The organism is Tessaracoccus pujii, assembly GCF_055326215.1.
Window position 1 is genome coordinate 36,902 of record NZ_JBUZNP010000001.1, and the last position, 19,007, is coordinate 55,908.

At 68.3% G+C, this 19,007-nt stretch carries 16 protein-coding genes; 7 read left to right on the plus strand and 9 right to left on the minus strand.

The annotated features are described in order from the left end of the window. Nucleotides 1–71: 71 nt before the first annotated feature. From argS to ACZK5N_RS00195, 3 genes are all read right to left on the minus strand, one after another. Complete coding sequence (gene argS, locus ACZK5N_RS00185) at nucleotides 72–1,706, minus strand: arginine--tRNA ligase (RefSeq protein WP_463624513.1); 1,635 nt, start codon at nucleotides 1,704–1,706, stop codon at nucleotides 72–74. 112 nt (nucleotides 1,707–1,818) lie between these two features. Then, entirely contained in the window at nucleotides 1,819–2,298 is a 480-nt protein-coding gene (locus ACZK5N_RS00190) for a DoxX family protein (RefSeq protein WP_463624514.1), read from the minus strand. A gap of 34 nt (nucleotides 2,299–2,332) precedes the next feature. Beyond that, nucleotides 2,333–2,908 carry an NADPH-dependent F420 reductase gene (locus tag ACZK5N_RS00195; RefSeq protein ID WP_463624515.1) on the minus strand — a complete coding sequence of 192 codons (576 nt, stop codon included), beginning with the start codon at nucleotides 2,906–2,908 and terminating at the stop codon, nucleotides 2,333–2,335. Nucleotides 2,909–2,997: 89 nt separating this feature from the next. Here ACZK5N_RS00195 and ACZK5N_RS00200 point away from each other — a divergent pair, with 89 nt between their 5' ends. Then, nucleotides 2,998–3,513, plus strand: coding sequence for a MarR family winged helix-turn-helix transcriptional regulator (locus ACZK5N_RS00200; RefSeq protein ID WP_459017769.1), 516 nt, complete (start codon nucleotides 2,998–3,000; stop codon nucleotides 3,511–3,513). Between the two features lie 59 nt (nucleotides 3,514–3,572). Here ACZK5N_RS00200 and ACZK5N_RS00205 read toward each other — a convergent pair whose 3' ends face one another. Next, nucleotides 3,573–5,162: a xylulokinase gene (locus ACZK5N_RS00205; protein ID WP_463624597.1), complete on the minus strand. Its 1,590-nt coding sequence runs from the start codon at nucleotides 5,160–5,162 to the stop codon at nucleotides 3,573–3,575. A 119-nt stretch (nucleotides 5,163–5,281) separates the two neighbouring features. Between ACZK5N_RS00205 and ACZK5N_RS00210 the strand changes: the two genes are divergently transcribed. Continuing rightward, nucleotides 5,282–6,625: a UDP-glucose dehydrogenase family protein gene (locus tag ACZK5N_RS00210; protein WP_463624516.1), complete on the plus strand. Its 1,344-nt coding sequence runs from the start codon at nucleotides 5,282–5,284 to the stop codon at nucleotides 6,623–6,625. Nucleotides 6,626–6,653: 28 nt separating this feature from the next. Here ACZK5N_RS00210 and ACZK5N_RS00215 read toward each other — a convergent pair whose 3' ends face one another. From ACZK5N_RS00215 to ACZK5N_RS00225, 3 genes are all read right to left on the minus strand, one after another. Then, a complete protein-coding gene (locus ACZK5N_RS00215; protein ID WP_463624598.1) occupies nucleotides 6,654–7,349 on the minus strand; it encodes an L-ribulose-5-phosphate 4-epimerase in 696 nt (231 codons plus the stop codon). Nucleotides 7,350–7,511: 162 nt separating this feature from the next. After that, the gene (gene pgi / locus ACZK5N_RS00220; protein ID WP_463624517.1) at nucleotides 7,512–9,185 is read right to left on the minus strand and encodes a glucose-6-phosphate isomerase; all 1,674 of its coding nucleotides are present in this window, start codon (nucleotides 9,183–9,185) and stop codon (nucleotides 7,512–7,514) included. 154 nt (nucleotides 9,186–9,339) lie between these two features. Then, nucleotides 9,340–10,419 carry an SH3 domain-containing protein gene (locus ACZK5N_RS00225; RefSeq protein WP_459017772.1) on the minus strand — a complete coding sequence of 360 codons (1,080 nt, stop codon included), beginning with the start codon at nucleotides 10,417–10,419 and terminating at the stop codon, nucleotides 9,340–9,342. A gap of 161 nt (nucleotides 10,420–10,580) precedes the next feature. Here ACZK5N_RS00225 and ACZK5N_RS00230 point away from each other — a divergent pair, with 161 nt between their 5' ends. Beyond that, complete coding sequence (locus ACZK5N_RS00230; RefSeq protein ID WP_459017773.1) at nucleotides 10,581–11,768, plus strand: hypothetical protein; 1,188 nt, start codon at nucleotides 10,581–10,583, stop codon at nucleotides 11,766–11,768. 230 nt (nucleotides 11,769–11,998) lie between these two features. Here ACZK5N_RS00230 and ACZK5N_RS00235 read toward each other — a convergent pair whose 3' ends face one another. Next, nucleotides 11,999–12,751, minus strand: a complete 753-nt coding sequence (locus tag ACZK5N_RS00235) for a glutamine amidotransferase (protein WP_459017774.1) — start codon at nucleotides 12,749–12,751, stop codon at nucleotides 11,999–12,001. A gap of 134 nt (nucleotides 12,752–12,885) precedes the next feature. Between ACZK5N_RS00235 and ACZK5N_RS00240 the strand changes: the two genes are divergently transcribed. Further along, nucleotides 12,886–14,007, plus strand: coding sequence for a DUF4432 family protein (locus ACZK5N_RS00240; RefSeq protein WP_459017775.1), 1,122 nt, complete (start codon nucleotides 12,886–12,888; stop codon nucleotides 14,005–14,007). A 31-nt stretch (nucleotides 14,008–14,038) separates the two neighbouring features. On the opposite strand, the gene ACZK5N_RS00245 is transcribed toward ACZK5N_RS00240, so the two are convergent. Next, a complete protein-coding gene (locus ACZK5N_RS00245) occupies nucleotides 14,039–15,091 on the minus strand; it encodes a LacI family DNA-binding transcriptional regulator (protein WP_459017776.1) in 1,053 nt (350 codons plus the stop codon). Nucleotides 15,092–15,302: 211 nt separating this feature from the next. On the opposite strand from ACZK5N_RS00245, the gene ACZK5N_RS00250 reads away from it, so the two are divergent. The 3 genes from ACZK5N_RS00250 (at nucleotide 15,303) to ACZK5N_RS00260 (ending at nucleotide 19,003) form a co-directional block, all read left to right on the plus strand. Continuing rightward, a complete protein-coding gene (locus ACZK5N_RS00250) occupies nucleotides 15,303–16,361 on the plus strand; it encodes an autoinducer 2 ABC transporter substrate-binding protein (protein ID WP_459017777.1) in 1,059 nt (352 codons plus the stop codon). A gap of 112 nt (nucleotides 16,362–16,473) precedes the next feature. Next, nucleotides 16,474–17,997 carry a sugar ABC transporter ATP-binding protein gene (locus ACZK5N_RS00255; protein WP_459017778.1) on the plus strand — a complete coding sequence of 508 codons (1,524 nt, stop codon included), beginning with the start codon at nucleotides 16,474–16,476 and terminating at the stop codon, nucleotides 17,995–17,997. Continuing rightward, nucleotides 17,990–19,003 (plus strand): ABC transporter permease, encoded by a 1,014-nt coding sequence (locus ACZK5N_RS00260; protein ID WP_459017779.1) that lies wholly within the window; start codon nucleotides 17,990–17,992, stop codon nucleotides 19,001–19,003. Before ACZK5N_RS00255 ends, ACZK5N_RS00260 begins: the two co-directional genes overlap by 8 nt. Nucleotides 19,004–19,007: the final 4 nt, after the last annotated feature.

A 19,007-nucleotide genomic window follows, 5' to 3' on the forward strand; every position in this document is an offset into this window, starting at 1 on the left:
CCCCGTTCCCCCCCCCCTGTAAGGTGTGTGTGTTTTCCCCCCTGCCCTTTCCCCCCCCCCCCCCCCCCGCCTCACATCCGTTCGGGGGCGTCGATCCCGAGGAGGTGCAGGCCGCGGGCCAGGACCTGCTTCGTGGCTGAGCACAGCGCCAGCCGCGACGCCCGCACATCGCCCTCGGACCGGAGCACCGGGCACGCCTCGTAGAACGTGGCCAGCGCACCGGCCAGGTCGTAGAGGTAGGCGCAGAGCTTGTGTGGCTGCAGGGAATGGGCCACCTCGTCGACCACCTCCCCGAAGCCGCTCAGCAGGAGCGCGAGCTGCTGCTCCGCCGGGTCGCCGAGGATGGTGACCGATCCCCACTTGACGTCCTCCGCCTCCGCCTTGCGCAGGATCTGGCTCACCCGGGCGTGGGCGTACTGCAGGTAGGGGCCCGTGTCCCCCGTGGTCTGCACCATGCGCTCGGCGTCGAAGGTGTAGTCCTTCTGCAGTCCGTTGGAGAGGTCCGCGTACTTGATGGCGGCCAGCGCGATGTTGGGGGCGGCCACCTCCTCCGCGGCGTCGAGCAGGGACCCGAGTGTCGCGGCGGAGCCGTCGCGGGTCTTGAACGGCTTGCCGTCGCGGCCGAGCACCATGCCGTAGCCGACGTGCTGGGCCGTCACGTCGCCGGGCAGGAAGCCGGCCTTGCGGGCGGCGGCGAACACCTGGGCGAAGTGCCCGCCCTGGCGGGCGTCGGTGACGTAGATGATCCGGTCCGCCTTGAGCTCACGGACCCGGCGACGGATCGCGGCGAGGTCCGTGGTGGCGTAGCCGTAGCCGCCGTCGGTCTTGCGCACGATGAGCGGCGCCTCGAAACCGTCGACGAACACGCACAGCGCGCCGTCGTCGATCACGGCCACCCCGGAGTCCTCGAGTTCCTTGACCAGCACCGGAAGGTCGGCGTTGTAAGTGGACTCGCCGGCCAGATCGTCGTCGGTGAGCAGGATCCCGAGCCGGCGGTAGGCCTCGTTGAAGGCGGGCTTGGAGATCTCGACGAGCTGGCGCCAGATGGCCAGCGACTCCTCGTCCCCGCCCTGGAAGACCGAGACCCGCGAGCGGGCGCGCGTGGCGAATTCCTCGTCCTCACGGAACCGGGCAGCGGCACGCTTGTAGAGCGCGTCGGCCTCGTCGAGGGTGAGGGCGCCGGCGTCGATGCCCTCGTCGAGGACCTCTTCGATCAGCATGCCGAACTGGGTGCCCCAGTCGCCGATGTGGTTCTGGGGGATGACCGTGTGGCCCAGCGCGCTGAGGACCCGGTTGAAGCAGTCCCCGATGATGGTGGTGCGCAGGTGGCCGACGTGCATCTGCTTGGCCACGTTGGGGGCGGAGTAGTCGATCACCACGCGCTGGGGGTATTTGACGGGGTTGAGCCCGCCATTCGGGTCCTCGAGCAGGGCGGTGGCGGCGGCGGCGAGCACGTCCGTGCGCATCCGGAAGTTGATGAAGCCGGGGCCGGCGATGTCCAGCGGCTCGCAGAGGTCGTCGACATCGAGGCGGGCCACGATGTCGGCGGCGACCTCGCGGGGCGGGCGCCCCTCCTGCTTGGCCAGGCGCAGCGCGACGTTGGACTGGAAGTGGCCGAACTGGGGTTTGGTGGCCGGGCGCATCTCGGGATCGACGCCGGTGAGGGCCCGGAGGCGGTCGTCGAGGAGGGCGGGGAGGGACTGCATGGGGGCCATTCTCGCACCCACCAGGGAATCGCCCCAAGCCGACGACCGCTCCGGCAAACACGCGGGGGCCCTCCCCGCCAGGCGGAGAGGGCCCCGGAAGGGCGAGCCGGTGTCAGCGAGCCGCGGCCACGGACACACGCTCGGCCTGTGCGGCTCCACGGGTCCGGGTCAGCAGCCCGTCGACGGCGAACCTGCCGCCGCCGAGCACCGCGAGGAGCACCAGGCCCGCGGCCAGGCCGAGCACGAGCTCGACACCGTTGTTCTCGATGAACACCCCGTTGGGGGCGTGTACGAGGAACAGGGCGCCGGTGAGGGTGACGGCGTTGACCGCCGCGGCCACCCGGGTCAGCGCGCCGATGACGAGCAGGATGCCTCCCACGATCTCTGCGGTGGCCACCACGGTGGCCGTGACCGCAGCCAGCGGGACCCCCATGTCGGCGAACGCCGCCGTCGTCCCGGCGAGCGTGTACTGCATGTACTTCTGCCATCCGTGGGCGAACAGGATGGCGCCGAGCGCGACGCGGGCCACGAGGAGGGCGATGTCGACGGCGGTCGGGGAGACGGACGAGGCGGGCTTGAACAGGAAGCTCATTGGGGGGTCACTCTCTTTCGGTGGTGGGGTCGGGTCAGGCCTGGACGGCGAAGCCGCCGGCCCACGAGATGGCTTCGCGTGCGGCGAGGGTGATCTGGAGGAAACCGATCGCCTCGAGCTCACGGGCCCGACGGAGGGTCCCCGCGTCGATGGCCTTGAGCCCGGCATCGGTCGCGATGCCCGACACCAGGGCCTTGGCCTCAGCGTCGTCGCCCGCGATCAGGACGGTGGTCGGCACGTCGCCGACGGTGCCACCGGCCAGCGTGGCCGCGAAGTTGGTGTTGAACGCCTTGACCACACGCGCGCCGGGCAGCTGTGCGGCGATGTCGGCTGCGGCCGAGGAGTCGGCCGGGACGGTGAGGGAGTCGAAGGTCTCGAAGTCCAGGGGGTTGGTGATGTCAACCACAACCTTGCCGGCGAACTCGTCGGCGCGCCCGGCGAGGACACCGTCGACAGCGGGATACGGGAGGGCGAGGACGACGACGTCGCCTGCCGGGGTGCGGTGGGCGTCGGCGCGGCCGAGGACCTCGACGGTGTGGCCGCCGCGCTCGGCGAGCCCTGCGATGGCCGAGCCCATGGCGCCGGATCCGATGATGGTGATGCTGGTCATGACTACTCCTTGGTGAAGCGACTGATTGGTTGTCCCTTCAAGCATGACAGACTTTGGTTAAAGATACAACTATCGGTAGACTGCGGGGCATGGAACCACGCTGGCTGAGCCGCCCCGAACTGGCGGCATGGGTGCGGCTCGCCGCCGTCATCGAGGTGCTGCCGAGCGTGCTGGACGCCCAGCTGCGGCGCGACTCAGACCTGACGCACTTCGACTACTACGTCCTCGCGATGCTCTCCGAGGCCGACCGGCGGACGCTGCGCATGAGCACGCTGGCCAGCCTCACCAACGCGACGCTCCCCCGGCTCTCCCACGTCGTGAAGCGGCTGGAGGACCGCCACCTGGTGGGCCGGTTCCCGTGCCCCGATGACGCACGGGCCACGAACGCGCGGCTGACCGAGGAGGGCTGGCAGGTGGTCCAGGGCGCTGCGCCCGGGCACGTCGAGGCGGTGCGCCAGTACGTGATCGACGCCCTCACCCCGGAGCAGGTCGGCCAACTCACCGACATCGCCGACGCCATCGTCCAGCGGCTGGACCCGGAACGCTCCCTCTCGGAGATGTACCGACGGCACGACACCCGCGAGGACGACGCAGCCGAACGCTGACGGGGGTCCGACCGGCGACCGGTCGGACCCCCGTCGAAGCGTCGGAGTCGAGCGTTGGGTCAGTGCAGCGTGTCCACCGCGGCCCGCTCGATCGCGAGGCCCGAGCGGTAACGCGCCATGAACCTGTCGAAGCCCTCGACGTCGGCCTGGTCCGGCTCGACGGTGTCGATCGCGGCACCGCCGAACACCGACGACGCCAGCCAGTCCGCCAGCGACGATTCACCCGAGCGCAGGAACGACGCCAGGAGCGCCATGCCCCACGCGCCGCCCTCGCCGGCGATCTCCCCCACCGACACCGGCGTGTTCATCGCTGCGGCGAGGAACCCCTGCGCCACCCCCTTGGTCTTGAACAGGCCACCATGGGCGAACATCGAGTCCAGCTCCACACCCTCGTCCTGGAGCAGGATGTCCATGCCCACCCGCAGCGCGCCCAGAGCCGCGAACAGGTGGGTGCGCATGAAGTTGGGCAACGTGAAGGCGCTGTGCGGGGTCCTGACGAACATCGGCCGGCCCGCCTCGAGCCCGACGACGTGCTCCCCGGCCAGGTAGTTGTAGGCCAGCATGCCGCCGCCGTCCGCGTCGCCCTTGAGCGCGGCGTTGTACAGGGTCTCGAACAGCGTGTTGGTGTCCACCTGGGCGCCCAGCGCGGCCGCGACCTCACCGAACAGCCCCACCCATGCCTGCAGATCCACCGCGCCGTTGTTGCAGTGCGCCATGGCCACCAGGTCACCGGCGGGCGTGGTGACCAGGTCGATCTCCTCGTGCAGCGCCGTGAGCGGCCTCTCCAGCACCACCATCGCGAAGATGCTGGTGCCCGCCGACACGTTGGCGGTGCGGCGGGCAACGGCATTGGTGGCCACCATGCCGGTGCCGGCGTCGCCCTCAGCGGGCGCGAACGGGACGCCCGGGCGGAGCCGACCCGACGGATCGAGCAGGCGGGCGCCGTCGTCGGACAGGGCCCCCGCCTGCCGCCCGGCGGGGAGCACCGTGGGGAGAATATCGGCGAGCTTCCAGCCGTAGCCGTGGTGCGCGACGAGCTCGTCGAACCGGGCGAGCATCCCCTCATCGAACTGGCCGGTGGCGGTGTCGATGGGGAACATGCCGCTGGCGTCGCCGACGCCGAGCGACCGTTCGCCGGTGAGGCGCCAGTGGACGTACCCCGCCAGGGTGGTCAGGTAATCGATGGAGCCCACGTGACTCTCGCCGCCGAGAACGGCCTGGTACAGGTGCGCGATGCTCCACCGCTGCGGGATGTTGTGCTGGAAGAGACGGGTCAGCGCCCCGGCCGCCTCGCCGGTGAGGGTGTTCTGCCACGTGCGGAACGGCACGAGCAGTGCCCCCGACGCGTCGAAGGCCATGTAGCCGTGCATCATGGCCGAGAAGCCCATGGAGCCGACGGTGTCGAGCGGCACTCCGAAGCGCGACTCGACGTCAGCGGCAAGATCGGCGTAGGCCGCCTGCAGGCCCTCCCACACCAGGTCCACGTCGTAGGTCCAGATGCCACCCACCAGGCTCGACTTCCAGTCGAAGCCTCCGGTGGCCAGTGGCTGGTGGTCATCCCCGATGAGGACGGCCTTGATCCGGGTCGATCCCAGCTCGATGCCGAGCGACGTCTGCCCGCCCACGATGGCGTCACGTCCCGCGCTCATGTTTTCCACGATGTACTCCTTATAGGTTGACCCGGCTCCCATCATCCCGCGCCGAGGCCGGCGGCGCCACGGGGGTGGCGGAAAAGTTGGTGCGCGCCCCCGGACGCTAGCCTTTGCCCATGCGGATCTCTGTGATCGGATGTGGATACCTCGGCGCGGTACACGCTGCGTGCATGGCCGAACTCGGCCACGACGTGGTGGGCCTGGACGTGGACGAGGAGAAGGTGGCCCTGTTGGCGCAGGGCAGGCCGTCGTTCCACGAACCGGACTTCCCGGACCTCCTGGCCCGGCATGTGTCGTCGGGCAGGCTGCGGTTCACCACGGATCCGGCCCAGATCAGGGATGCCGAGATCCACTTCATCGGCGTCGGTACGCCGCAACTCCAGGGACGCATGGCGGCGGACATGACCTACGTGCGGCAGGCGGTGCGCACCATCGTCGAGTACGCCGAGCCACCTGCCGGGGGCAGGCCGGTCCTCGTGGCCGGCAAGTCCACGGTGCCCGTCGGGACTGCGCAGGAGATCGCCGCGACACTCGGGTCCTCGGACAAGGATCTCCTCCTGGCCTGGAACCCCGAGTTCCTCCGCGAGGGGTACGCGGTGGCCGACACGCTGCACCCGGACCGCCTCGTCTACGGTCTCCCCGACGACCTGGCCCGCGGCGCCGTCGCGAAGGAGATCCTCGACGAGTGCTACGCGGGGCCCCTGTCCGAGGGCACTCCACTGGTTCTGGCCAACTACCCGACGGCCGAGCTGGTGAAGGTCGCGGCGAACTCCTTCCTCGCCACCAAGATCTCGTTCATCAACGCCATGGCCGAACTGTGCGACGCCACCGGAGGCGACGTCACGCGGCTGGCGGAGGCCATCGGCCACGACGACCGGATCGGGAAGAAGTTCCTGCAGGCCGGCATCGGCTTCGGTGGTGGCTGCCTGCCGAAGGACATCCGCGCGTTCATGGCCCGGGCCGGTGAGCTGGGGGTCGACGAGGCCCTCACCTTCCTGCGAGAGGTGGACGCCATCAACCTGCGGCGCCGCGACCATGCCGTCTCGCTGGCCGAGGAGGCCGTCGGTGGGCGGCTCGCGGGCAAGAAGGTGGCCGTGCTGGGCATCACGTTCAAGCCGGACACCGACGACCTGCGAGACTCCCCGGCCCTCGACATCGCGGGTCGCCTGTGGTCACGCGGTGCGGAGCTTGCGGTGGTGGACCCCGCCGCAGGGGACCTGCTGCGCAAGCGCCAGCCGGAGCTCAACGTGAGCGACACCGTCGAGGAGGCCGTCCGCGACGCCCACGTGGTCATGGTGCTGACGCAGTGGCGGGAGTTCGTGGAGCTGGACCCGGCCGCGCTGGTGTCGCTGCCGGCGGCCGCCAACGTCGTGGACGGTCGCAACGTGCTCAACCCGCGCCGCTGGAGCGACGCGGGATGGCGCTATTTCGGGATGGGTCGCGGCGTCTCGGTCTGGTGAGGCAGGTCACCGGCGCCGGCGGGATGCGTCAACCCTTGACGGGCTGGCCGTAGACGTTCTGGTAGCGGTCGAACAATGAGTCGATCTTCTCCTGCGGGATGGGGATCAGCTCACCGAGCTGTCGCGCGATGTGCACCGTCCGCGCCACCTCCTCGCACATCACCGCCGCCTTGACGGCGTCGCGGCCGTCCTTGCCGATGGTGAACGGGCCGTGGTTCTGCATCAGCACGGCCCGGCTGCGGGAGTCCTTCAGTGTCTCGACGATGCCCTGGCCGATCGAGTCGTCGCCGATCAGCGCGAACGGGCCGACGGGGATGTCTCCGCCGAACTCGTCGGCCATCATGGTGAGCACGCACGGCACGGACTCACCGCGGGCGGCCCACGCCGTCGCGTAGGTCGAATGCGTGTGCACCACGCCGCCGATGTGCTCCATGTGGCGGTACACGTAGGCGTGGGCAGCGGTGTCGCTCGAAGGCTGCAGCGTCTCGGGCGTACCGTCGTCGATCTTCACACCGTCGAGGGTGCACACCACCATGGCCTCGGCGGACAGGTCGTCGTAGGAGACGCCCGAGGGCTTGATCACGAACAGCTCCTCGCCGATCTGATCGGCGCAGCGGATGCGCTGCGACACGTTGCCGGCGGTCCAGACGACGAGCTCCCACCGGGGTAGTTCGGCGTGCAGGCGGGCGACGACCTCGCGGGTCCGGGCGACCTCCTCCTGCACGGCGGCGGGAAGGTCGGTGAGGGTGAGCGTCACGGGTTCCTCCATCGTTGTAACCACCTCGAATCCTAGGCCAGAACCGCGACCCTCGGGCCCCCGGCCCCGGCAGCGGACCGCACCCTGCTGAGAGTCCGCCGCCGCGTCCGGCGCGGCCCTGCGGGAGCGTCACTCACGGTGGTCGAGGTACCAGCTCACCAACGCCTGCGTGGAGGGGTCCTGGTTGGCCAGCGCTTCGGCGTCGCCGAAGACCGCCGGCGCGATGTCCATGGCCAGCTTCTTCCCCAACTCCACACCCCACTGGTCGAACGAGTCGATCCCCCACACGATGCCCTGCACGAACGTGATGTGTTCGTACAGGGCGATGAGCTGACCCACCACCGACGGGGTCAGCGCGGACGCCATGATCGACGTCGTGGGCCTGTTGCCCGGGAACACGCGGGCGGGGACGATCTCCTCAGCCGTGCCCTCGGCCCGGACCTCGTCGGCGGTCTTGCCGAAGGCCAGGGCTGCGGTCTGCGCGAAGAAGTTGGCGAGGAAGAGGCCGTGGACGTCGGTGTCGCCGTCCTTGACCGGGTGTGCCGGGTTGGCGACCGCGATGAAGTCCGCGGGGATGAGGCGCGTGCCCTGGTGGATCAACTGGTAGAACGCGTGCTGGCCGTTGGTGCCGGGCTCGCCCCAGAAGATCTCGCCGGTGTCGGAGGTGACCGGCGTGCCGTCCCACCGCACGGACTTGCCGTTGGACTCCATGGTGAGCTGCTGCAGGTAGGCGGCGAAGCGGTGAAGATACTGCGCGTAGGGCAGGACGGCGTGGCTGTGCGCGTTCCAGAAGTTGACGTACCAGACGTTCATCAGGCCCATCAGCAGCGGGACGTTGCGCTCGGGCGCCTCGGTGCGGAAGTGCGCGTCGACGGCGTGGAATCCGGCGAGGAAGCTGCGGAAAGCGTCGGGGCCGATGGCGATCGCCACCGGGAGGCCGACGGCGGAGTCCACGGAGTAGCGGCCGCCCACCCAGTCCCAGAAGCCGAAGGCGTTGGCGGGGTCGATGCCGAAATCGGCCACCTTGTCCAGCGCCGTGGAGACGGCCACGAAGTGCTTGGCGACGGCGCCGAGGCGGGCCTCGTCGGAATCGTCGACGACGCCGGCCTCGGCCAGCCGGCCGAGGAACCAGTCGCGGGCCATCCGGGCGTTGGTGAGCGTCTCGAGGGTGGTGAAGGTCTTCGACGCGACGATGAACAGCGTCGTGGCGGGGTCCAGGTCCGCCAACGCCTCGGCGCAGTCGTTGGGGTCGATGTTGGAGACGAAACGGCACTCCAGGCCGGCCTGCTTGTAGGGCAGGAGGGCCTCGTAGACCATCACCGGACCGAGGTCCGAGCCACCGATGCCGATGTTGACCACCGTGGCGATGCGCTCACCCGTGACGCCGGTCCATTCACCGGAGCGAACCTTGTCGGCGAAGGCGTACATGCGGTCCAGGACCTCGTGCACATCCGCCACCACATCCTGCCCGTCGACGACGAGCTGGGCGTCGCGCGGGAGGCGCAGCGCGGTGTGGAGGACGGAGCGGCTCTCCGTGATGTTGATCCGCTCTCCCGCGAACATCGCGTCGCGGCGATCGGCCAGGTTGACCTGTTCCGCCAGCCGGACGAGGGCGGCGACGACGTCCTCGTTGATGAGGTTCTTGGAGAGGTCGACGCGGAGGTCGGCAATGTCGAAGGTGAGTTCCGCAGCCCGGTGCGGGTCCGCCTCGAACCAGCCGCGCAGGTCTGGCACGAGGGCGTCCTTGATGATGTGAAGGTCTGCCCAGGCTTCGGTGGTGGTGGCGTCAACCGGAGTGATCATGCCCACAGCCTAGGGCGCGCGCCGCGACGGGGGCCACGCCCCCGGGAGACGCGTTGAGCCGATGGATGGGCTCAACGCGGAAATCGCAGGGGTTGATCGTTCAAAGGCGCGACGAGCCCATCCATCGGCTCAACTCCGTCACCCTCCCGAGGGGTCAGCGGACGCTGATGTGCACGTGGTCGTAGTGGTTGGCGCTGACGCTGCCGCGGTCGGAGAAGCTGCGCCACCCGTCGCCGGAGCGCTGCGCCGTCCAGATCTGCTGGGAGTAGAGCACCTCGATGATGCCGAGGGCCGACGCGTTGGCCCGCGCCCATCGTGCGATCTCCCAACCGGCCTCACCCGAGACCATGACGTCGATGGCCCGGCCGGACGCGTGGTAGGAGTCCGAATCGGCGCGGTACCCGCCGTAGCTGGTGACCCGCGGGAACTCGGCACAGACGGCGCGCAGGACGGTGCGCGTGCGGGCGGTGAGGCCGGACTCGATGCCGGACGCGGCCGCGCACGCCTCGGTGGAGAAGCCCGACGAGCTGGACCCGCCCGAGTCGGCTGCCTGAGAGGTTCTGGCCGGCGCGGGCGCGACCACAGGCTTCTCCTGCGTGAGGAAGCCTTCCTTGATCCATCCCGCCTTGTGTGAGACTTCCACCTGGCGCCAGCCGTCGACGTGCCACTGCGTGATAGCTACCTCCGTGCCTTCACCCAGGGTTGTGCGGGCGTCGTATCCGACCCCCGGCCCGGTGCGCAGGTTGACCGACGCGGAGGTGTAGCGGGTGCCTGCGGAGTCGCCGAGCGCCGAGTAGTCCACGGTCTTCGAGGGGGCGGCCGCGGGGGTAGCCACAGCGGGGGCTGCCGACGCGGAGGTTGACGGAGCCGCGGAGGGGCTGGGCGTGGCCGACGGCGTGGGTGATGGCGACGGGGTGGCGCTCACGGACGGCGACGCCGAGGGCGCTGCGGAGGCCGCGGGCGTCAGCGACGGCCGGAGATAGTCGCGTGACACACCAAGAGGACTGGCGGCCGCCATGCTCGGGTCTGTGTGCTCGAGTCCCGCGCCGGTCTGCGGCAGGATCATCGCCAGAGCGGACAGCCCGGCCACCGACACCAGGGCCAGCGGGGCGAACACGAACCTCACGACCACCAGCGGACTCCGGGTGCGGATCCGCCGAGGAGGGGAGACGACGCCCAGCTCGACGACCTCGTCGTCATGCCGACCGAGCGCCGTGCGTCGTGCCTGAGCCATGCGGGCCTCATTCCTGAGAAACTTGAGAAACCTTTAAGGTTGTCTCAGGATACGTGCTCGCCGAGGAAACGCAAGCCGGGGAACCGACCAGTCTGGGGGCCTCCTCAGGCGACCCTCAGGAGTGGACTACGCTACGCAGCACTGTCAGGAACGGATCACCGATGCTCGCCACCGCCGTGCGCACCACCTTGGCCGCGATCCTCGTGGCCATGGTCGCGCTTATCGCCGCGCCCGCCCACGCCGCGGCGTCGGCCATCGACGCCACCTTCACCGTCTCCGAGGGTCAGGTCCGGATCGTCGGCACCCTCACATCCGAGGGCGATGCGGTGAAGCGCGCACGTGTCGTCGCCACCCTCGACGGAGCCGAGACCGCCTCAGCCAGCACCCTGGGCAACGGCAGCTTCGAGCTGTCATTCGCCCTGCCGGCTGACCTGTCCGCCGGCGACCATGTCGTGGCAGTCCGGTTCGCGGGCGCAGCAAAGGTGGACCCGTCACGCTCGCAGATCACCATCACCGTCGCGGGGTCCAGCGACGGCGGCGGTGGCGGCGGCTCCGCCGATCCCGGGTCCGACGACGGGGGCAGCACCGACGACGACGCGGCGAAGCCCCGCACCGACAAGGCACCCGCCACCCCCAAGGAGGCCCCTCCGGCCGCCCTCACCCTCACTGCCACGAGCACCGAGGACGCACTCAACGGCTCGGTGGTCGACGTGGCCGGCACCCTGGTCGCTGCCGACGGCACCGGAATCGCCGACGCGGGCATCTCCGTCGCGGACGCGGGCGGCGAGGTGGAGGATTCCTTCACCCTGACCACGTCGACCGGAAGCTTCCAGACCCTCTACGCCATCCCCGCCGACCAGCCCACCGGGGACCTGACGCTCACGATCTCGTTTCCTGGCACGGCCCGGCTGGCGGCCGCGAGCACGCAGCTGACGATCGCGGTCGAGCACACCGAGGTGGCCACCGCGACGCCGAGCCCCTCCGCCTCGCCGTCGCCCACGGCGTCGCCGTCCGCAACAGCTGACGGCTCCTCCACCGCGAGCCCGGCCGCCACCGGCGGCACGACGGCCACGCCGGATTCCGGCGTCGGCACCGCTATGACGTGGTTCCTCGCGGCGTCAGTGGTGGCCGGCGGCGGCGCCCTCCTCACCCTGGCGGTCCTGGTGTTCCGCGGGTCGCGCGGGGCCGCACTCCTCCCCGACGAGGAGGGCAATGCGATCGACTTCCTCGACGACGAGCTGAGCCTCGGTGACACCAGCGTGCTGACCGGCCTGAGCGCCCTGGACCTGGCAGACGACGAGCCGACCCAGCGTGTCCGCCCGGCCCGGGCGATGCCCGAGGACGACTAGCGCCCATAACGGCAACCCGATCGAGGACGGCGCTCAGGACGGCCGAGACGATGACAATGAACGTGCGCCGCGATCGGGCGGCGTCGTTCGAGCCGGTGGCCGTAGCCAAAGGCCAACCGCCTCGGGGCGAGCGAGGAAGCGCGAAAGTCGTTGACGGCCCGCGGCATGACCCATGGCACATACTGGGGCTGTGGGCCGGTGATGGCGGCGAAGGCGCTTGGCTTTCCGTTTCAGACTCCCGGATCACCCTCGCCGGCCAACCAGCGCACCGCGTTGCGCCACATGGTCGGGAACCCGTCCCAGGTGGTGAACGACGTCGGAGCCCAGTGCGTGTCGATGTCGCTGGCGTAGGCAAGGGTGCGGCCGGAACCATACGTGCCGATCACCATGAGCGGGTCGGCCGGGAAGGTTGCGACGACCCGCGCCTGACTCCGAGGCTGAAGCCGCTGGTAGCCCAGCAACGGCGGCCACTCCCCCTCAACCCCGGCCAGAATCGGATGGTCAGAACCACGCGCGATGCTGCCCTGGGGTGTCTCGATCCGATCGTCGCCCTGAATCATGTCGACGGGGAGTACGTCAGCGAGCGCGGTGTTGCGGTAGTTGGCTTTGCCCTCGATGCCCTGGAAGCTCATGTAGCCGCCGATCATCCCGAAGCCCCCGCCCCCGTCGACCCAGTCGCGGATGACCTCGAGGCGGTTGGGGGCGGTTCCACCCTCCCTGAACACCTTGGACGGCAGCAGCAGCGAGTTGGAGCCGATGTCCGAGAAGAGGATGACGTCGTGCCCGCTGAGGTCCGCCACCGTGTCTGGGAAGTGCTCGACCGCCAGTTGGCTGGGCAAGTAGGTCAAGGAGAAGCCATCGCGGTCCAAGGACTCGCGCAGCGCAAGGCCGGCCTCTTCATACCTCGAGGTCACGAACGAATCGAATCCCTTGACATGGATTTCCGTGACGCTCCACGATTCACCCACGAACAGTACGCGCACCACTTTCGATCTCCTGTCTCATCAGCTGCCGCGACCCCTTCGATCACCCTACAAAACCACATGCGATCGGGCGGAAAAACCGGTTCAATTGCCATAGGCTAGGCATGACGCTGCGTCGCGACGAGGGAGTTGCCATGAGCCAAACCAAGCCGTCTGAGGTCCACCTCCGGCCGGAGATGTTCCGCACTCACGAGGAGACCCTGCTGCGGTGCAGTAGCGGGATGGTGTCCACCTTCCGGTACCCGTCAGGCGTCGAAGCGCTCCGGCTCACGACCGATCGCGTGGAGCTGATCGTTCTGCCGTTCAGGGGCCAGCAGATCTGGCGCCTCTTCGTTGACGGTGAGGACGTCACGATGAAAACCCACTTCGACGAGCCCACGCCCTCCACTGTGTTCGAAGAGTCCTACGGCGGATTCCTGCTGCACTGCGGCGGCACGGGCGTGGGCCACCCCGGAGCGGAGGACACGCACGCGCTGCACGGTGAGCTGCCGACGGCGCGCTACGACTCTGCCTCCGTCCTCTTCGCGGAGGGCGAGGAGCCATGGCTCGGAGTCACCGGCAGCTGCCGCCTGCGGCGGACACACTCCATGGACATCGAGTTCCGGCCCTTGGTGCGCGTTAGGCCCAGGGAGACCCAGATCGAGATCGACGCCACGCTCACCAACCATCGGATCGCACCGTTCGACTACTCGTACATGTGCCACGTGAACTTCCCCCTGTTCGACGACGCGCGGCTCGAGCAGACCGTCAGCTTTGACGCCTCGCATTTCACGGTGGTGCCCGACGCTAACCAAGACTCGGAGACCGAGGCATACACCCGGCGCATCATCGAATCGCCCGAGGAGTCCAATCATCTCAGCCTCAGCCAACCCCTGGTCCCCGAGTACTGCGCCGTCATCCGCCCCCACTCGGGCGAGGACGGTTGGGCACACTTTTTGCAGGTCCGCCCCGCAGGCGATGCCGCCTTCGTCAGCTTCGACACAGCCACCCTCCCCATGGTGGTGCGGTGGATCTCCAACACCGGAGACGAAGCCGCGGCGGGGTTCTGCCTTCCGTCCACCACGCACCATCGAGGGCGGGCGGCGTCGAAGCGCGACGGGCTGCTCTCCACTGTGGACGGGTCGGCCAGCGTATCGATGCGGGTGGTCACCGGCCTCCTCAGCGAAACGCCGGCCAAGCACCTCCGGGCGCGCATTACGCAGATCAACGAGCGTGCGGTGGCGGGTGCCGACCCGTCGACCGGGAGCGCGGACTAGGGGACTCGGGCCCGCTGACGACGCTCCGGGCTCAGCCGGCGTTCGGCCGCGCCACCCCGGAGGACTTCCGCACCACCAACTCCGGATGCAGCAGCACCTGCTGGTGCCGGTGGTCCGGGTCGCCAGCGTGCGAGAGGAGCAGCTTGGCCGCGGTGTAGCCCATCTGTTGGATCGGCTGGCGCACCGAGGTGAGCGGAACCACCCAGTCGGCGGCGAACTCCACGTCGTCGTAACCGACGAGCGCCACGTCATCGGGCACCGTCACGCCCGCCCTGCCGAGGGCCCTGAATACCCCGAACGCGAGCATGTCGTTGCCGCACACGATCCCCGTGGGCAGGTCACCCATCTCCACCAGGCGTCGGGCACCGTCAAGCCCGCCCTGGATGCCGATGTCCTCGACGTTGACCTCGATCAGGACCTCGTCGGGGTTCAGGCCGTACGCCCTGATCGTCTCTCTCATCCCCAGCGCCCTCTGCTGCATCTGCCGGAGCCCTGCAGGACCGCCCAGGAATGCGAGGCGGCGGTGCCCCAGCTCCAGCAGGTGCTGGCTCGCGAGTCCTCCGCCCACCACGTCGTCGACGGCGACCGCGCAGCCCCGCTCGATCCCCATGTGGTCAAGGATGACGACGGGAAGCGCCGGGTCGAGCCGGTCGAGGACATTGTCGGACCCGGATGCCGGGCTCAGCAGCGCACCTCGGACCCGCTGCGCTGCGAGCGTCTTGAGGAGTTCGCTCTCCTTCTCCCTGTCGTTCTCCGAGTTGCAGAGCATGACGACGTGACCGGCCTCTCGGGCCGCGCGCTCCACGGAGTGGGCGATCTCCATGTAGAAGGGGCTCATCAGGTCCAACACCACCAGCGCGATGACATTGCTGGGCGCGCCGGTGAGCAGGCGGGCCTGCAGGTTGGGGACAAATCCCAGATCTCGGATGGCAGCCATCACCGCGTCCCGCGTCGCAGGCGCCACCCGCTCCGGATGGTTGAGCGTGTTGGACACCGTTCCGACGGAGACGCCTGCCCGATTCGCGACGTCACGGATGCGAGCCGAGGCCGCTCGGCTGCTCTCGCCAAGGGACCGATCTGCCACCACTCCACTCCCCTCACCCTTGAAGGACCCAAGATAACGAACCCGTATCTTTTCTACGCGCCCCTTCACAGCACGAAGACTCCGGAGTAGCGTAGCCACCGACAGTTGAAGCGGTTCAATCGAAGGATGCCACGACGACGGGAGTCGTGCCGCCGGTAGTCCCAATCCGGATCCCGATCAGCCGCGAGGAGCAACGTCGAAAGGAAACGAGATGAAGCAACGACGCTTGATCAGCAGGCTCATCGGAGTAGCTGCGGCCGCCAGCCTCGCGCTGACCGCGTGCGGTGGCGACGCGGCCACCACCCCCGAGCCCACTGACGCCGCCAACAGCACCGCAGCAGGTGGCGGCGATTACACCATCGCCATCGTCCCGAAAGACTCCACCAACCCGTGGTTCGTCCGCATGGAGACCGGCGTGAAGAAGTTCGCCGAGGAATCAGGCCTCAACGTGTTCCAGCGCGGCCCCGCCGAGACCGACGCCACCATGCAGTCCCAGGTCATCCGTGACCTGATCGCCCAGGACGTCGATGCCATCGGAGTAGTCCCTGTGGACCCAGGGGCCCTTGAGCCCGTCCTCAAGGAGGCCATGGACGCCGGCATCGTCGTAGTGACCCACGAGGGCGCCAGCCAGGAGAACACGATGTATGACATCGAGGCCTTCAACAACACCGATTACGGCGCCTTCATCATGGACAACCTCGCTGAGGCCATGGGCGAAGAGGGCATGTACACCACGATGGTGGGCCACGTGACCAACGCGTCGCACAACGAGTGGGCCGACGGCGGCGTCGCGCGCGCCAAGGAGGCGTACCCGAACATGACCCTCCTCGAGGAGGAGCCTCGCGTCGAGTCCCAGGACGACGGCGAGACCGCCTACCAGAAGGCCAAGGAGCTCCTGAAGAAGTACCCAGACCTGAAGGGGATCATGGGCACCTCGTCGTTCGACGCCCCCGGCGTCGCACGCGCCATCGAGGAGCTGGGCCTCAAGGACAAGGTCTTCACCGCCGGCACGGGCATGCCCGCCGCCAACAAAGAGATCCTGGAGAAGGGCCTCGTCTCGGCGCTGACGCTGTGGGATCCGGCTGACGCAGGCTACGCCATGGCGTCGCTCGCCAAGAAGATCCTCGACGGCGAGGACATCGCCGACGGCGTGGATCTGGGCGTCAAGGGGTACGAGGGAATGAAGTTCGCCGAGGGCAGCGAGAAGGTCCTCGAGGGTGACGGCTGGATCGTCATCAGCGCGGACAACGTCGACGACTTCGGCTTCTGATGAACGGGCGTGGCGACCCAGACTCAGTCGGGCCGCCACGCCGCAGTTCTGACTAGTTCCCATGGGGGGCAGGGCGAGCCGCCTTGCCCCCCTCACCAGCCGAAGGACGACGATGACGACTGACACGGTCATCTCAGTGCGCAACCTCAGCAAGTCATTCGCCGGGGTCCAGGCACTGGACAACATCAACCTCGACATCCACGCGGGCGAGATCCACTGCCTCGCCGGGGAGAACGGAAGCGGTAAGTCGACGCTCATCAAGATCATCTCGGGGGTCTACGCGCCCGACAGCGGCACCATCGACATGGGCGGACGCAGCTACGAGCGCCTCAACCCCATCGAGGCCATACACAACGGTGTTCAGGTCATCTACCAGGACTTCTCGATCTTCCCCAATCTCACGGTGATGGAGAACCTGGCACTAAACAGCGAGCTCGCCGAGAACCGGAAGGTCGCGAACTGGCACCGGTTCCGTCGGATTGCACAGGAGGCGGTGGCCAAGATCAACTTCACCGTCGATCTCGACGCGACCGTCGGCGATCTGTCGGTGGCGGACAAGCAGTTGGTCGCCATCTCGCGCGCACTGTTGACCGACACCAAGCTCATCATCATGGACGAGCCCACCACCGCCCTCACCAACCGTGAGGTCGAGGCGCTGTTCAGGGTCATCCTGGACCTGAAATCGCGCGGGATCGCCATCCTGTTCGTCAGCCACAAGCTGGGCGAGGTCTTCGAGATCAGCGAGCGCTTCACCATCATCCGCAACGGCAAGCTGGTGGTGACCACCCTCCCCGAGGACCTGGACCACAAGAAGTTCGCTTTGTTCATGACCGGCAAGGACGTCGAAGACCTCGTCCTCCCGAAGGCCCAGGAGGTCGGCGAGCCGATTCTCGAGGTGAAGAACCTCTCGCTAAGCCGCGCCTACGACGACGTCAGCTTCACCCTGCACCGGGGCGAGGTTCTGGGCATCACTGGCCTCCTCGGGTCTGGGCGCACCGAACTCGCGCTCTCGCTGTTCGGCGTGTTCCCAGCCGACAGCGGCGAGGCCGTGATCAAGGGCGAGCGGGTCACCATCAACAGCATCTCCACAGCCATCGAGCACGGCATCGGCTATGTGCCGGAGGACCGGTTGACGGAGGGCTTGGCATTGGAACGTTCGATTGCGGACAACATCATCGTGTCCGAGATCGACGCCATGACGTCGCGTTTGGGCCTGCTGGACCGGACCAAGCGCCGCACGGAGGTGGGGCGCTGGGTCGAAGAACTCCGTATCGCCACCAAGAACCCAGACAACCCTGTCAACACACTCTCGGGCGGCAATCAGCAGAGGGTGGTGCTGGCCAAGTGGCTGGCCACAAACCCCGACATTCTGATCCTCAACGGCCCGACGGTGGGCGTTGACATCGGCTCCAAAGCGGAGATCCATCGCATCCTTCACCATCTCGCCGCAGAGGGGATGGGGATCATCGTCATCTCCGACGACATCCCCGAACTCGTGCAGACGTGCCGCCGGGTCTTGATCCTCCGGGACGGGTCCATCCAGGTGGAGGTTGACCCCGAGACCGTGAGCGAGCAGGAGTTGGCGGACATGATTACCGGCGGCTCGATCACCGTGGAGGTGGAGCGACATGAGTGAATTCGCCCGCAGGTTGCTGCGGTCCAACGAGTTCTACCTCCTCCTGGTCATCCTCGCCGTGGCGATGCTGATCCAGGTCCGAAGTGGCCAGTTCTTCACGGCCAACAACCTCGTAGACTTGGCCAACGCCATGGTGGTCCCCGGGCTGTTCGCCGTGGGCACCTACATGGTGCTCGTCTCCGGCGGCATCGACGTGTCCTTCCCCGCTCTGGCGTCGCTGGCGGTGTATTCGGTCACTCGCCTCCTCGTCGACAACGGATACGGCGGCGGCTTCTGGCTGCCCCTCCTCACGGTGGTGGTGCTCGGCGCCCTGCTCGGCGCCTTCAACGGGTCCTTCGCCGCACGGCTGGCTGTGCCGACGTTGATCATCACGCTCGGCACGGCCAACGTGTTCAAGGGGGTGATGCAGGGCGCGTTGGGCTCCGTGCAGATCGCCACACTGCCGCCCTCCATGGCGGAGTTCGGACGCGCAACCCTATTCGTCGCCCGCAACCCACAGTCCGGGCTCACCTCGAGCATGCCACTGTCGTTCCTCCTCCTGGTGGCGGTGGTCGCGATCGCCTTCGTCGTCATGCGCTACACGATGTTCGGACGCGGCGTCTACGCCATCGGCGGCGACGCGTCGTCGGCCGCCCGCGCCGGATTCAAGGTTCGGCGCATCAAGTTCTGGCTCTACGTGATGGCTGGCACGATCGCGGCCCTGGCCGGTCTGGTCCGGACCTCGATGATGGGACAGATGCACCCCACCAACCTGCTAGGGATGGAGATCATGGTCATCGCCGCCGTCGTCCTCGGCGGCACGGCGATCACCGGTGGCACCGGCACGCTCACCGGCGTCATGCTCGGGACCCTGCTCATCGTCATCGTCCAGAACTCGATGATCCTGATCGGCATTCCCACCTACTGGCAGAGGGTAGCGCTAGGTGTCCTCATCATCGCGGGCACGGGCATCTCGGCGGTTCAGCTCAACCAGAGACGTAAGCGCAACCGGATCGTGGCGGCATGAGAGG